Annotated in this window: 13 protein-coding genes; 3 read left to right on the forward strand and 10 right to left on the reverse strand. The window is 59.3% G+C overall.

The features are described from left to right. Positions 1–83 precede the first annotated feature (83 nt). Positions 84–1232: an efflux RND transporter periplasmic adaptor subunit gene (locus tag NWV16_RS22335; RefSeq protein WP_260520794.1), complete on the forward strand. Its 1149-nt coding sequence runs from the start codon at positions 84–86 to the stop codon at positions 1230–1232. Positions 1233–1245: 13 nt separating this feature from the next. Beyond that, on the forward strand, positions 1246–4281 hold the full coding sequence (locus NWV16_RS22340; RefSeq protein WP_260520795.1) for a multidrug efflux RND transporter permease subunit: 3036 nt from the start codon (positions 1246–1248) through the stop codon (positions 4279–4281). 67 nt (positions 4282–4348) lie between these two features. On the opposite strand, the gene NWV16_RS22345 is transcribed toward NWV16_RS22340, so the two are convergent. From NWV16_RS22345 to colR, 5 genes are all read right to left on the reverse strand, one after another. Beyond that, positions 4349–4576: a hypothetical protein gene (locus NWV16_RS22345; RefSeq protein ID WP_065258604.1), complete on the reverse strand. Its 228-nt coding sequence runs from the start codon at positions 4574–4576 to the stop codon at positions 4349–4351. Between the two features lie 2 nt (positions 4577–4578). Next, positions 4579–5292: a lipopolysaccharide kinase InaA family protein gene (locus NWV16_RS22350; RefSeq protein ID WP_260520796.1), complete on the reverse strand. Its 714-nt coding sequence runs from the start codon at positions 5290–5292 to the stop codon at positions 4579–4581. A 4-nt stretch (positions 5293–5296) separates the two neighbouring features. Then, the gene (locus NWV16_RS22355; protein WP_065258606.1) at positions 5297–5965 is read right to left on the reverse strand and encodes a class I SAM-dependent methyltransferase; all 669 of its coding nucleotides are present in this window, start codon (positions 5963–5965) and stop codon (positions 5297–5299) included. Positions 5966–6089: 124 nt separating this feature from the next. Next, positions 6090–7400 carry a sensor histidine kinase gene (locus tag NWV16_RS22360; RefSeq protein ID WP_260520797.1) on the reverse strand — a complete coding sequence of 437 codons (1311 nt, stop codon included), beginning with the start codon at positions 7398–7400 and terminating at the stop codon, positions 6090–6092. Next, on the reverse strand, positions 7390–8073 hold the full coding sequence (colR, locus tag NWV16_RS22365) for a two-component system response regulator ColR (RefSeq protein ID WP_065258608.1): 684 nt from the start codon (positions 8071–8073) through the stop codon (positions 7390–7392). Before colR ends, NWV16_RS22360 begins: the two co-directional genes overlap by 11 nt. Before the next feature lie 203 nt (positions 8074–8276). On the opposite strand from colR, the gene NWV16_RS22370 reads away from it, so the two are divergent. Continuing rightward, complete coding sequence (locus NWV16_RS22370) at positions 8277–10226, forward strand: LTA synthase family protein (protein WP_260520798.1); 1950 nt, start codon at positions 8277–8279, stop codon at positions 10224–10226. A 299-nt stretch (positions 10227–10525) separates the two neighbouring features. On the opposite strand, the gene NWV16_RS22375 is transcribed toward NWV16_RS22370, so the two are convergent. The 5 genes from NWV16_RS22375 to NWV16_RS22395 form a co-directional block, all read right to left on the reverse strand. Continuing rightward, entirely contained in the window at positions 10526–11548 is a 1023-nt protein-coding gene (locus tag NWV16_RS22375) for an IS110 family transposase (RefSeq protein WP_260520799.1), read from the reverse strand. 133 nt (positions 11549–11681) lie between these two features. Further along, complete coding sequence (gene groL, locus NWV16_RS22380; protein ID WP_260520800.1) at positions 11682–13325, reverse strand: chaperonin GroEL; 1644 nt, start codon at positions 13323–13325, stop codon at positions 11682–11684. Positions 13326–13374: 49 nt separating this feature from the next. Next, the gene (locus NWV16_RS22385) at positions 13375–13668 is read right to left on the reverse strand and encodes a co-chaperone GroES (protein WP_011335724.1); all 294 of its coding nucleotides are present in this window, start codon (positions 13666–13668) and stop codon (positions 13375–13377) included. Positions 13669–13930: 262 nt separating this feature from the next. After that, a complete protein-coding gene (locus NWV16_RS22390; RefSeq protein WP_065258611.1) occupies positions 13931–14407 on the reverse strand; it encodes an FxsA family protein in 477 nt (158 codons plus the stop codon). 65 nt (positions 14408–14472) lie between these two features. Further along, entirely contained in the window at positions 14473–15204 is a 732-nt protein-coding gene (locus NWV16_RS22395) for a HugZ family protein (RefSeq protein ID WP_260520801.1), read from the reverse strand. Positions 15205–15241: the final 37 nt, after the last annotated feature.

Here is a 15241-nt window from a genome sequence, read left to right on the forward strand (position 1 = left end):
TAAAAACTGGCAGTTGGAATCCCTGCCGGAGTCGGGGTAATGTGCCCGCCTGTCTCGCCTGATTTTCTCCAAGGAACTGGAATATGCTGCGTCGCCGCATGCTGATCATGTTGGGTGTTGTACTGCTGATCGTTCTGCTTCTCGCCGGTTACAAGGCCTTCTCGATCTACACCATGATCCAGGGTTTTGCCAAACCGAAGCCGCCGATCAGCGTCGCCGTGGCCACTGCCACCGAGCGCCCGTGGCAGATGCGTCTGCCCACCGTTGGCACGTTGAAGGCTCTGCAAGGCGTCGAGCTGAGCCTGGAAGTCGCCGGCACCGTCACCGAGCTGAAATTCGAATCGGGGCAGAAGGTCAAGGTCGGGCAACCGTTGCTGCAACTCGACAGCGCTGTCGAGTCCGCCCTGCTGGAAACCGCCCGGGCCGACCTCGGTCTGGCGCAACTGGATTTCGGTCGCGGCAGTCAGCTGGTGGGCAGCAGCGCCATTTCCAAAGGCGAATACGACAGGCTCTCGGCGGTCCTGCAAAAGAACCGCGCAACGGTCAATCAGCTCAATGCCTCGCTGGCGAAAAAACGCATCGTCGCCCCCTTCAGCGGCACCATCGGCATCCGTCAGGTGAACGTCGGCGACTACCTCGCCAGCGGCACGAAAATCGCTACCCTGCAGGATCTGAGCAGCCTCTACGCCGACTTTTACGTGCCTGAGCAATCCGTGCCGAAACTGGCCATCGGTCAGCCAGTCCAGATCTCGGTCGCGGCCTACCCCCGGCAGACCTTCCCCGGCGCCATCAGCGCCATCAACCCGATCGTCGAAAGCACCACCCGCAACATTCTGGTTCGCGCAACGCTGGCCAACCCTGACGGCAAGTTGCTGCCGGGCATGTTCGCCAGCCTCGAAGTCCTGTTGCCGGATCCGCAGAAGCACATCGTGGTACCGGAAAGCGCAGTCACCTACACCCTCTACGGCAACTCGCTGTACGTGGTCGGACAGAAGAAAGCCGAGGACGGCAGCGTCGAGAAGGACGACCAGGGTCAGCCGGTACTGATCGCCGAGCGCCGCTTCATCGAGACCGGTGAACGCCGTGATGGCCTGGTGATGATCAACAAGGGCGTGCAGAGCGGCGAACAAGTGGTGACGGCCGGCCAGATCAAACTGGACAACGGCGCCCACATCGCCATCAGCGAAGACAAGACCCTCGGCGAACAGAACAGTCCGCGTCGCGTCGACTGATCAAGGAATTCCCATGGCCTTTACCGATCCGTTCATTCGCCGCCCGGTGCTCGCCACCGTGGTCAGCCTGTTGATTGTGCTGCTGGGCTTCCAGGCCTGGAGCAAGCTGCCGCTGCGCCAGTACCCGCAAATGGAAAACGCCCTGATCACGGTGACCACCGCTTATCCCGGGGCCAACGCCGAAACCATTCAGGGCTATATCACCCAGCCGATGCAACAGAGTCTGGCGAGTGCCGAGGGCATCGACTACATGACCTCGGTCAGCCGCCAGAACTTCTCGGTGATCTCGATCTACGCACGCATCGGCTCCAACAGCGATCGCCTGTTCACCGAACTGCTGGCCAAGGCCAACGAGGTCAAGAACAAGCTGCCGCAGGATGCCGAAGACCCGGTGCTGAGCAAGGAGTCCGCCGACGCCTCGGCGCTGATGTACATCAGCTTCTTCAGCAAGGAGTTGAGCAACCCGCAGATCACCGACTACCTGTCACGGGTGATCCAGCCGAAACTGGCGACCTTGCCGGGCATGGCCGAGGCGGAAATCCTCGGCAACCAGGTGTTCGCCATGCGTCTGTGGATCGACCCGGTGAAGCTCGCCGGATTCGGCCTCAGCGCCGGCGACGTGACCAACGCCGTGCGCCAGTACAACTTCCTCTCCGCCGCCGGTGAGGTGAAAGGCGAATACGTGGTCACCAGCATCAACGCCAACACCGAGCTGAAGTCCGCCGAGGCCTTCGGCAAGATTCCGCTCAAGGTCAACGGTGACAGTCGCGTGTTGCTGAGCGATGTGGCGCGGGTGGAAATGGGGGCGGAGAACTACAACTCCATCAGTTCCTTCGGCGGTACGCCGTCGGTGTACATCGGCATCAAGGCCACCCCCGGGGCCAACCCGCTGGACGTGATCAAGGAAGTGCGCAAGATCATGCCGGAGCTGGAAGCCCAGTTGCCGCCCAACCTCAAGAGCGAGATCGCCTACGACGCCACGCTGTTCATCCAGGCGTCCATCGACGAGGTGGTGAAAACCCTGTTCGAGGCGGTGCTGATCGTGATCGTGGTGGTGTTCCTGTTCCTCGGCGCCCTGCGTTCGGTGGTGATCCCGGTGGTGACCATCCCGTTGTCGATGATCGGCGTGATGTTCTTCATGCAGATGATGGGTTACTCGATCAACCTGCTGACCCTGCTGGCAATGGTGCTGGCAATCGGGCTGGTGGTGGACGACGCCATCGTCGTGGTGGAAAACATCCACCGGCATATCGAGGAAGGCAAGACGCCGCTGGAGGCCGCTCTGGAGGGGGCCCGGGAAATCGCGATGCCGGTGGTGTCGATGACCATCACCCTGGCGGCGGTGTATGCACCGATCGGTTTCCTCACCGGGCTGACCGGTGCGCTGTTCAAGGAGTTCGCGTTGACCCTGGCCGGCGCCGTGGTGATTTCCGGCATCGTCGCCCTGACCTTGTCGCCGATGATGTGCGCACTGCTGTTGCGTCACGAGGAAAACCCCACGGGCCTTGCCCATCGACTCGACCGGATCTTCGACAGCCTCAAGCGCCGTTATCAGCGCATGCTGCACGGCACTCTCGATACGCGCCCGGTGGTGCTGGTGTTCGCGGTGATCGTGCTGTGCCTGATTCCGGTGCTGCTCAAGTTCACCAAATCGGAACTGGCGCCGGACGAAGACCAGGGCATCATTTTCATGATGGCCAACGCACCGCAACCGACCAACCTCGATTACCTGAACACCTACACCGAAGAGTTCGTGAAGATCTTCAAGGAATTCCCGGAGTACTACTCGTCGTTCCAGATCAATGGCTACAACGGTGTGCAAAGCGGCATCGGCGGCTTCCTGCTCAAGCCATGGAACGAACGCCACCGTACCCAGATGCAGATCCTTCCTGAAGTCCAGGGCAAGCTCGGCAGCATTCCAGGCCTGCAGATCTTCGGTTTCAACCTGCCTTCCCTGCCCGGCACCGGTGAAGGTCTGCCGTTCGAGTTCGTGATCAACACCGCCAATGACTACGAACCGCTGCTGCAAGTGGCCGACCGGATCAAGAAACGTGCGATGGAGTCGGGCAAGTTCGCGTTCGTCGACCTGGATCTGGCCTTCGACAAACCGGAAGTCGTGGTCGATATCGACCGTGCCAAGGCGGCACAGATGGGCGTGTCGATGCAGGATCTGGGCGGCACGCTCGCCACCTTGCTGGGCGAGGCGGAAATCAACCGTTTCACCATCGAAGGCCGCAGCTACAAGGTCATCGCTCAGGTCGAGCGGGCCTATCGCGACAATCCGGACTGGCTGAACAATTACTACGTGAAAAACACACAGGGCGAGTTGCTGCCCCTGTCGACCCTGATCACCGTGACCGACCGGGCACGACCGCGACAGCTCAACCAGTTCCAGCAGCTCAATGCGGCGAAGCTGTCCGGGTTTCCGCTGGTCAGCATGGGCGAAGCCATCGACAGTGTGTTACAGATCGCCCGAGAAGAGGCCCCTGCCGGTTTTGCCTTCGACTATGGCGGCGCCTCACGGCAGTTCGTGCAGGAAGGCAGCGCACTGTGGGTCACTTTCGCCCTGGCGTTGGCAATCATTTTCCTGGTGCTGGCCGCCCAGTTCGAGAGCTTCCGCGATCCGCTGGTGATCCTGGTGACCGTACCGCTCTCGATCTGCGGCGCGTTGATTCCACTGTTCCTCGGCTGGTCGAGCATGAACATCTACACCCAGGTCGGCCTGGTGACGCTGATCGGCCTGATCAGCAAACACGGGATCCTGATCGTCGAGTTTGCCAATCAGCTGCGCAAGGAAAAGGGGCTGACGGCTCGGGAGGCCGTAGAGGAAGCGGCAGCGATTCGCTTGCGGCCGGTGCTGATGACCACTGCCGCGATGGTGTTCGGCATGGTGCCACTGATCGTGGCCACGGGTGCAGGCGCGGTCAGCCGTTTTGATATCGGTACGGTGATTGCCACCGGGATGTCGATCGGGACACTGTTTACCCTGTTTGTCCTGCCCTGTGTCTATACCCTGCTGGCCAGCCCCGACCCCAAGCCTTCCAGCTGATGCCGCAATAAAAAAGGCCTCGCATATGCAAGGCCTTTGGCTCTTGTAGAAAGAGGCTTCAATCGATTCAACTCTGCGGCCTCATCCGTTGAGAAAGCCCGAACATGAACAGCAGCAGATCATGGTCCGGTTGAGTGGCCACGGTGGCCTTGGCCACCCGTGGCATCGGGCAATGGGCATCGTTGCCCGATTTGCCGATCACCTGCATTTGTGGCTGTTCCCAGGCCGCCACCGCCAATGATGCAACTGCCAAGGCTCCTACCAGAAACAAACCTCGTGCAATTTCTAGTTTCATCGCTATAAACCCTTGATAGCGCTGCCAAACGCCGTCTCGTAAAAATAGACGAGTTTTTTCCAGTCCGCCGGGCTGAACGACGAGTGGCGACGCAACTGTTTCATGTCGTGGGACGCCGCACGATAAGCGGTCAGGCGCTGGCGGCATTTTTCCAGATCGATCAGTGCCACTTGGACGTTGGCCGACTCACCCTCGCCGGTGACGCTGACAAAAACGTGCTTGATATAAATGCAGCTGTGCTGCCAGCGGCCCTTGTGCATACGGGCCAGATTCTCGGCGAGGTCCTTGAGCACGCGTTCATAAACGGCTTCACCGTGTCGCTCGCGGCCGCCTCCAGCTTCCCATTGTTCGAGTTCCTGGAAACCGTCCAGCGATTTGGTGACCAGCAACGCCCGCCACTTGTGCACTGGATCGGGCTGCGCACCACAGAAAACGATTTCCGGTACCCGTACGCCCAACCGTGTCACGCCGGTCAGCGCGTCCAGTTCACGCAATACGGTCGGCCGCCCGAACGGATGCAGCCAACTGCGATAGATATGTCCTGTCTGGCGTTTGGCATACAGCAGTTGCCCATCGCGCCCCACCACTCGCTGTACTCCACTTTCGCCACCACGACGCACGTTGGGTTCTTCTACCCATTCACCGCGCTGGTTCCAGTAATAGTCGAAGCGATCCTGGGGAGCGACTTCCGTTTCTGCTGCAAATTGCACTGCCATCCTCTTACCTCTTGCGTAATACGTAAACTCGCCACATGGCATAGAGCGGAATGAAGTCCAGTTGTTCCTGGATCCTGAATCCTGCCGCTTCGAATTCCTTTTCAACCGTAGCGGCCGGTAACACAAACCGGTTCTGGTAACCTTCCTGTCCGCGCCGTTTCTCGGCGCGCTTGCGTTTCCAGGCCTTGAAATTGCCATCCACCCACAACGAAATGATCACACTGTCCCGGGTCACGCGTTCGAATTCACGCAGAATGGCCTGCCGATGTTCGGCTTCGCCGATGTGATGCAGCAGACGCATGCAGAAAATGCTGTCCACGGCATTGTCAGGCAAAGCAATGTCGAACGCCGACGTGTGCAAGGGTTGTACCCGCTTCACCACATCCGCCGGCTGCGCCTGCATCGCCGTCCTGATCATCGACTCGGAATTGTCTGCCCCGATGATCACCCGATTGGGTTTTTCTGCCAGCAACGGCCAGAAACGCCCGGCACCGCACGGCAGATCCAGCACCAGTCCCGGTTCGCCGACCAGAGTCAACGCCTTGCGGGCCAACTGTTGATCACGCCAGTTGGACAGGCGACGTCCCAGGCCATCCTGGTGCTTGCGCAGATATTTCTGCGCATGGTTATCGTCGTACTTCTCGGAAAAATCGAGCTTGATCGGGCCGGCCATTATCGGGACTCCTGAATTGCTGATATCCCCACCTTATGCAGGGGCGTGTCAGCGTCAGGTCATCCCTTTGTGAAAAAAACGTCGCGTAAACCCACGAATTATTTCAAGGTTATACAGCATTTGTTCAGGTTGGCAGCTTTTTTGTGCTGTTTGGGAGGGACTCGCGTTTGCCAAGATCTACTTCGAAACGGCAGCCATTGGGTTCCATCGTACTCAAAGTGACGCTCCAGCCCTGGTTTTCGCAGATCCGTTGAACCAGTGAAAGCCCGAGGCCAAGGCCTTCTCCGCGTTTTTCATTACCACGCACGAAAGGCTTGAACATCTCCTGACGCTTCTCCTCGGGAATGCCCACGCCCGAGTCTTCGACCACAAAACCATTGGCATTGAGTGTCAACCGGATGAAACCCCGCTCGGTGTAGTGCAATGCGTTACGCAGCAGATTGCCCATCACCGCATTGAGCAACGTGGCGTTGTAAAGAGTGTCCGGCGGGTTGCCCGGTTCGAAAATCAGCTTCAGCCCCTTGGATTCGATCGGCTCGCGCCACAGGCCCAACAAATTGTCCGCCACCTGGCCGAGGCTGTCCCGGGGGCCCGCCCCCGCATCTTCGCGCTGAGCGCGGGCCAGCATCAGGAAAGTCTGTACCAGTTCGCGCATTTCTTCGCTGGCCCGGGCAATCCGCTCGACCTGGGCACGACCGCGCTGATCGATGTCCGGGTTTTCCAGCAGCAATTCGCAGGAACTGGCCAACACCATCAAAGGCGTACGCAGCTCATGGCTGACATCACTGGTGAACAGCCGCTCTCGGGTCAGCGCCTGGCGCAGACGCCCCAACGTCGCATCGAAGGCCACCGCCAGCTCGCCCACTTCATCGGCGGCATAGTCCGGGGCCAGCGGCGGGGCCAGCCCCAGCAACTGATCGCGGTGACGCACCTGACGCGCCAGCCGCACCACGGGCGCCATCACCTTGCGCGCCAGCACCCAGCCCAGGAACACCGCCAGCGCCAGACTGAGTACGAAGCCGACCAGCACCACGGCAAACAGCACGCGCTCACGCTCTTCGAAATCGCTTTGATCCTGCAGTAACACATAGCGTCGGCCGTCGACGATTTCGACCATCGCGTGATACGACAGCTGTTCGCGAAAAACTTCGTGGAAGCCCGAATCCAGGTGCCGCAGATCCTTGGGCAGCTCGAAGTCGCCCGGACCGCCGCTGAAATAGAACAGCTGATCCGGCTCCGGCCGATGGCTCCAGTCCGAGACGTTGTCCATCAGCAACAGGCGCTGCAGGTCGCCGCCCAGCCCGGCGGAGATCAGTTTTTCTTCCACCAGGTGCACCGTCGCGACGATGCCCATGGCGAAGGCCCCTGCCACCAGTGCACTCATCAATGCAAAAGCGATGATGATCCGCTGGGCAAGGCTTTGCTTAAACTCCATCGCGGCCCTCGGCCAGGCGATAGCCCACGCCGTGCACGGTGTGCAGCAGCGGTTTGGCGAAAGGCTTGTCGATCACCTGGCGCAACTGGTGGACGTGGCTGCGCAGGCTGTCGCTGTCCGGGCAGTCATCGCCCCACAGGGCTTCTTCGAGAATTTCCCGACGCAGTACATGCGGGCTCTTCTGCATCAACACCGCAAGCAGTTTCAGACCGACCGGGTTGAGCTTGAGCAATTTGCCTTCGCGGGTCACTTCAAGCGTGTCGAGGTCGTAACTCAGGTCGCCGACCTGCAGGGAGCGACGACCGCCGCCCTGGGTCCGACGCATCACCGCCTCGACTCGCGCCGCGAGCTCCGACAAGGCGAAAGGTTTGACCAGATAATCGTCGGCCCCGGACTTGAAGCCCTGCAGGCGGTCATCGAGCTGGTCGCGGGCGGTAAGCATGATCACCGGCGTGTCGCGGCGGGCATCTTCGCGCAGGCGTTTGCACAGGGTATAGCCATCGATGCCCGGCAACATGATGTCGAGCACGATCAGGTCATAGTGCTCGGTGGCTGCCAAATGCAGGCCCGACAGACCGTCCTGGGCGCAATCGACGGTGTAGCCCTTCAGGCCCAGGTAATCAGCCAGGTTGGCCAGGATATCGCGGTTGTCTTCGACCAATAGAATTCGCACGGGCACCTCTCGCGTACACAGTAACGGCCATCATGGCCCGCGCAGCTTACGGCCTGTTTCGGTTCAGGGCTAGGGTTGGCGGCCCGACAGCCGAATTTGCCTGACTTAAGTAATTTTTTAACAAAGTTTTCACCATCGATTCACAGCCTGATTACAGTGGCGCCGCGAAACTCCCGCGCCATTGATAAAAGGAACTCAATACAATGGTTTTTCTCAAGACGGCGCCGATGCGCTATCTGCAACTGGTCACCGGCACCTGGCTGGCGGTATTCCTCCTCACCCGTATCGTACTGCTGCTGACTCATCTGAATGAGGCTGGCGGTGGAACGTTGTCCGTATTCGGCATTGGCCTGGTGTACGACCTGGCCTTCCTCGCCTATGCCGCCCTGCCGATGGGGCTGTATCTGTTGCTGTGCCCGCCGGCTCTGTGGCGCCGCCGGGGTCACCGCTGGTTCCTTCAGGGACTGCTGACCGTCAGCCTGTACGCCATGTTGTTCACGGCCGTGGCCGAATGGCTGTTCTGGGACGAGTTCGGGGTTCGCTTCAACTTCATCGCCGTCGATTATCTGGTGTATTCCGACGAAGTGCTGAACAACGTGCTCGAGTCCTACCCGATCGGCAAGTTGCTGAGCCTTCTGGCGGTGCTGGCCATCGCGCTGAGTTTCGCGCTGCGCAAGCCGTTCAATGCCGCACTCGACGCCCCGCTGCCGCCATTGCGTGGTCGGCTGCTCAACGCGCTGGCGCTGTTGGTGGTGGCGGGTCTGAGTCTGCAACTGATCAGCCAGGACGCACCGCGCGCTCAGGGTGGCAACGCCTATCAGAACGAACTGGCGAGCAATGGCCCGTATCAGTTCTTCGCCGCATTCCGTAACAACGAGCTGGATTACAGTCAGTTCTACAAGAGCCTGCCGACGGATAAAGTCGCCAGTCAGATGCGTGCCGAACTGAATGAGCCCAATGCCCGTTTCGTCGGTCAGGATCCACAGGATATCCGCCGCAATATCGACAACCCCGGTGTCACCCGCAAACCGAACATTGTGCTGGTGACCATTGAGAGCCTCAGTGCCAAATACCTGGGCAGCAATGGTGACGGGCGCAACCTGACGCCGAACCTCGACGCGTTGCGCAAGCAGAGCCTTTACTTCAACAATTTCTACGCCACCGGCACCCGTACCGACCGGGGTCTGGAAGCCATCACCCTGGCCATTCCACCGACACCGGGCCGTTCGATCGTCAAACGCATCGGTCGCGAAAGCGGTTTCGCCAGCCTCGGCCAGCAACTGAGCGCGGTCGGCTATGACAGCGTGTTCGTGTACGGTGGCCGTGGCTACTTCGACAACATGAACGCATTCTTCAGCGGCAACGGCTATCGCGTTGTCGATCAGAGCAGCGTCGACGAGTCGGAAATCCACTTCAAGAATGCCTGGGGCATGGCCGACGAAGATCTGTACAAGCAGACCCTGAAGCTGGCGGACGCCGACTACGCCAAGCAGCAACCTTTCCTGTTGCAGCTGATGACGACCTCGAACCATCGCCCGTACACCTACCCGGAAAACCGCATCGACATCAAATCCGGCAACGGTCGCGATGGTGCGGTGAAGTACACCGACTACGCCATCGGCCAGTTCCTGGAGCAGGCGCGGCAGAAACCGTGGTTCGACAACACGATCTTCATCTTCGTCGCCGACCACACCGCCGGCAGTGCGGGCAAGGAAGACCTGCCGATCACCAATTACCAGATCCCGCTGTTCATCTATGCGCCCAAGCTGATCGAGCCACGGGAAAACGCGCAACTGGCCAGCCAGATCGATCTCGCGCCGACCCTGCTGGGGTTGCTGAACCTGGATTATCAATCGACGTTCTTCGGTCGCAATCTGCTGCAGGACAACCCGCTGCCGCCTCGGGTCGTGGTGGGCAACTATCAGCATCTGGGGCTGTTCGACGGCAAGGACCTGGCGATCCTCAGCCCACGCCAGGGCCTGCGCCGGCATGACGATGCGCTGAGCGAAAGCCGCGAATCCCGGGTCGACAGCAACGATCCGCTGATCAGCCGCGCGATCTCGTATTACCAGACCGCCAGTTATGGCTTCAAGCAACAGCTGCTTGGCTGGAAAGCCCCCAAAGAGGGCAATCCGCAAGTCAGTGAACGCTGATCGAAACGCCTCGGGCCGATGATCCCGAGGCTTTTTGACGGGCAATAAAATGTATGGTCAGCCCATCTCCTGCAACCTCATGGGCTGTTTTCGGTAAAGCTGGCTTGCGCTAATGTATCCGGGCTCATTGTGAGCGTTGCGCCACAACGCTCGGCCCTCGATGAGTAGCCGCTCCCGACTGTCCTGAAAAAACCCTCAGCCTCTGAAGCTGATTTTATTGCCAGGTTCTCAGTCGGGCCGTTTGCCGTTTACTGTCATCAGTCAGTGACGTCGCAAAAGCCGGTGTTAAAGCTGTACATTCAAGCTTTCGGATGTGGGTCGTACTGGCCGCCTTTGGCCAGTACCGCCCACACGATTCGCGCCAGTTTGTTCGCCAGCGCGCAGGCGACGATATTGGAGTGCCGACGCGTCAGCAGCTCTCGAACCCAAGGCCCCAACGCATCATCCCTACCGTCGATATGCTGCATGATGGCTCGTGCGCCCTGCACCAGCAGCCGGCGTATGTGCTTGTCGCCGCGTTTTGTGATCCCCAGCAGCACTGTCTTTCCGCCGGTTGAATGCTGTTTCGGTACCAACCCCAACGAAGCCGAGAAATCACGTGCGCTGCGATAGTTCGAGACATCCCCTATATCTGCCAGCAAGGCGCTGGCAGTGATCGGGCCGATGCCAGGGATGCTCTGCAAACGGCTTCCGGCGTCGTCCTCTTTCAACTGATGCTTGAGGTCGGACTCGATGTCCTTGATCTCTTGGTCCAGTTGTTGAATCTGCCGGTAGAGACGCATCACCAAACCCTTGAGGCGCAACGGCACCAAGTGTTGCGGGTTGTCGAGCAACGTCGGCACACGGTGCAGCGCAGCGGTTCCAATAGGCAGGCTGATCCCGAACTCCAGCAGAAACCCATGAATCTGGTTGATCGCGACGGTGCGATGGCCACTCAGGGAATCTCGGACACGATGCAGCGCTGAAAGCGTTTGTTGCTCTGCGGTTTTGATCGAGCAGAAGCGCATCGCGGGGCGGCTTGCCGCCTCGCAAATCGCTTCGGCATCAATGAAGTCGCTTTTGTTGCCTTTGACGAACGGTTTGACGTACTGCGGGGCGATCAGCTTCACCTTGTGGCCCAAAGTGCCGATCTGTCGAGGCAGCCAGTGAGCGCCGCCGCATGACTCCATCACCACCGTGCAGGCCGGTAGCTGGGCCAAGGTGCTGAGCAATTGGCCGCGATTGGTTTTCTTGCGCAGTACCTGATGACCTTTGGCATCCTGGCCATGCAGGTGGAAACTGTGTTTGCCAATGTCGATACCGAGAAGCGTCATCGTGTTCATGAGAGATCCTCCGCCGAAAACGAGAAAAGCCCTGCAAGCGTAAACCTGCAGGGCTTCTCGGTCAGGCTGACCATCTCATTAAACCCCGCCTGCTCATCGCAGGCGGGGTTCTTCGTTTCGGGGTGAGGCTGGCTTACATCATGCCGCCCATGCCACCCATGCCGCCCATGTCTGGCATGCCGCCCATGGCTGGCTTGTCTTCAGCAATGTCAGCAACCATCGCTTCAGTGGTGATCATCAGGCTGGCAATCGACGAAGCCGCTTGCAGAGCCGAACGAGTCACTTTTGCCGGGTCCAGAATACCCATTTCGATCATGTCGCCGTATTCACCGGTAGCAGCGTTGTAACCGAAGTTACCCGAACCCTGCTTGACCTTGTCAACCACCACGCTTGGCTCGTCACCAGAGTTGGCAACGATCTGGCGCAGCGGCGCTTCAACAGCGCGACGCAGCAACTGAATACCAACGTTCTGGTCTTCGTTGTCGCCTTTCAGATCGGCAATGGCTTGCAGCGAGCGAACCAGCGCAACGCCACCGCCAGGTACCACGCCTTCTTCAACGGCTGCGCGGGTTGCGTGCAGGGCGTCTTCAACGCGGGCTTTCTTCTCTTTCATTTCAACTTCGGAACCGGCGCCAACCTTGATCACTGCAACGCCGCCGGACAGCTTGGCCAGACGCTCTTGCAGTTTCTCACGGTCGTAGTCCGAAGAGGTTTCTTCGACTTGGGCACGGATTTGTGCAACGCGAGCCTGAATGTCGCTTTCGCTGCCAGCACCGTCAACAATAACGGTGTTTTCCTTGGAGAGGGTCACGCGCTTGGCGTTGCCCAGGTGTTCCAGGGTAGTGCTTTCCAGGCTCAGGCCGATCTCTTCGGAGATCACGGTACCGCCGGTCAGAACGGCGATGTCCTGCAGCATGGCCTTGCGACGGTCGCCGAAGCCTGGCGCCTTGACGGCTGCGACTTTAACGATGCCACGCATGTTGTTCACGACCAGCGTCGCCAGGGCTTCGCCTTCAACGTCTTCGGCAACGATCAGCAGTGGACGGCCGGCTTTGGCAACAGCTTCCAGCACTGGCAGCATTTCGCGGATGTTCGAGATCTTCTTGTCGACCAGCAGGATCAGCGGGCCGTCGAGCTCGGCAACCATGGTGTCCGGCTTGTTGACGAAGTACGGGGACAGGTAGCCACGGTCGAACTGCATGCCTTCTACAACCGACAGTTCGTTTTCCAGGCCCGAGCCTTCTTCAACGGTGATCACGCCTTCTTTACCGACTTTTTCCATGGCTTCGGCAATGATGTCGCCGATGGAGTTGTCGGAGTTGGCGGAGATGGTGCCGACCTGGGCAATGGCCTTGGAATCCGCACATGGCTTGGATTGAGCTTTCAGCTCTTTGACAATGGCGATGGTCGCCTTGTCGATGCCGCGCTTCAGGTCCATCGGGTTCATGCCGGCAGCGACGGCTTTCAGGCCTTCATTGACGATGGCCTGGGCCAGTACAGTAGCGGTGGTGGTGCCGTCGCCCGCGTCATCGTTGGCACGCGAAGCAACGTCTTTGACCAACTGAGCGCCCATGTTTTCAAAGGCGTCTTTCAGTTCGATTTCCTTGGCAACGGAAACGCCATCCTTGGTGATGGTCGGAGCGCCAAAGCTTTTTGCCAGGATCACGTTACGGCCTTTCGGGCCCAGGGTCGCTTTTACCGCGTCAGCCAGGACGTTTACGCCAACCAGCATTTTCTTGCGAGCGGAATCGCCGAATTTAACTTCTTTAGCAGCCATGATCGATATTCCTTAAATACTTTGTAGTAGCGGGAAAATGAGCGGGTAATCAGCCTTCGATAACAGCGAGGATTTCGTTCTCGCTCATTACCAGCAGGTCTTCGCCGTCGACTTTCACAGTGTTGCTGCCGGAGTACGGACCGAACACAACCTTGTCGCCCACTTTTACCGACAGTGCGCGCACTTCACCGCTTTCCAGTGCCTTGCCCGGGCCTACAGCCAGAATCTCACCGTGGTTGGCTTTCTCGGCAGCCGAACCTGGCAGGACGATACCGCCAGCGGTTTTCTTTTCTTCTTCGCTGCGACGGATGACGACGCGGTCATGCAGAGGACGAAGCTTCATTGTCGATCTCTCCTAATTGTGGTTTTCATCGGCCGGTGTAGTCCCGGCGGGTTTAACGAATCCGGCCTGCGCCGGTTGCGGTTCGTCGAGCGAACCGCGGAAGTCTGTCCGGTTCAGATAACCGGAAACCTTTCGGTGACCGATACATAGGGGCGCATAAGCCTATTACAAGGGTGGGGGCTAAAATTTTTTTGCGGCGAGCTACGTCGATTTGCCCCAAAAATGAACGCGGCACCCGAAGGTGCCGTGTGAAATGCAGAAGTCACTTGCTGTCGCGGTGTTCGAATTCGCCTTCGATCACATCGCCTTCGCGGCCCAGAGGCTGACGCGGTGCAGGACCGCCGCGAGGTTGCAGATCATCGGCGAACGCGCGCTGACGCATGGCCTGCTCTTCGGCGCGCTGGCGCATTTTGTTGGCAAACAGACGACGGCTGAACGGCAACAGCAGCACCAGACCGGCCACGTCACTGATGAAGCCAGGCAGGATCAACAGGCCACCGGCGAGTGCCAGCATCAGGCCTTCGAGCATGGTCTGCGCAGGCAGTTCGCCGCGGTTCAGGCTTTCACGGGCACGCAGAGCGGTTGCCAGTCCGGCGATACGCAGCACGAACACGCCGAACATCGAGCCGAGAATGATCAGCAGCAGGGCCGGGAAAAATCCGATCGATCCTGCCACCTTGACGAATACGAACAGCTCCAGCACCGGGAACAGTAGAAAGAGCAACAAGAAAGGGCGCATCAAAATTTCCTCAACGCAAGAAATGCCTTGCAGTAAGCCTTAGATGACGTCGCCCTTTCGTGAATTCAAGCGTCGGCCACCGCATTATTTGGCCAGACCTCGGCATGAGCCAGAGAAACCAAGGCCTCGCGCACTTGTATCGGCGTATGACAAGGCGCTTGAAACGGCAGCCAGTACAACGCCTGACCGATGCGCAGATGCATGCCTTCGGTGTCGATCCCGGCCATTTGTGCCGGGACGGTTTTCGGCAGCCCGGCGAGATCGACGTAATGCGCGATGGCCTTGGCGTGATCGCTGTTCATGTGTTCGACCATGCTGATCTCGGCCTTGCCGGCGAACGGGTTGGCCAGGGTCAGGTGATCGACCCAGTGAATCGCACCAAAACCGCCGATGTAGCGATGACGCACAGGCTTGAGCACCCAGAAATCGAAATCGTGGGCCTTGTGGTAATTCTGCGATTCGGGGAAATAGCGGTAGTAACGCTCGGCAGCCGCTTCGATGGCCGCCGCGTCTTCAAGCTTTTCCGCTTCCGCCAGGTAGGTCAGGCGGCCAACGGCCTGCACGTCATCGGCGTCGCGCTCACCCACCAGCAGCGAACATTTCGGGTCTTTTTGCAGGTTGTGAGTGTGCTGGGCGATGCGGCTGATGAGGATCAACGGCCGGCCCTGCTCGTCCAGGCAGTAGGGAACCACGGAGCCGAACGGAAAACCGGGCATTGATTTGGAGTGGGTCGACAATACGCCACGGTATTCCTTGAGAAGCAATTCTCGGGCATTCTTGGCCGCTTCAACGCTCAATTTATGACTCCTTAAATAAAATCCGTCATAAAAACGG

The organism is Pseudomonas sp. BW7P1 (assembly GCF_024981055.1).
GTDB classification, from domain to species: domain Bacteria; phylum Pseudomonadota; class Gammaproteobacteria; order Pseudomonadales; family Pseudomonadaceae; genus Aquipseudomonas; species Aquipseudomonas bananamidigenes.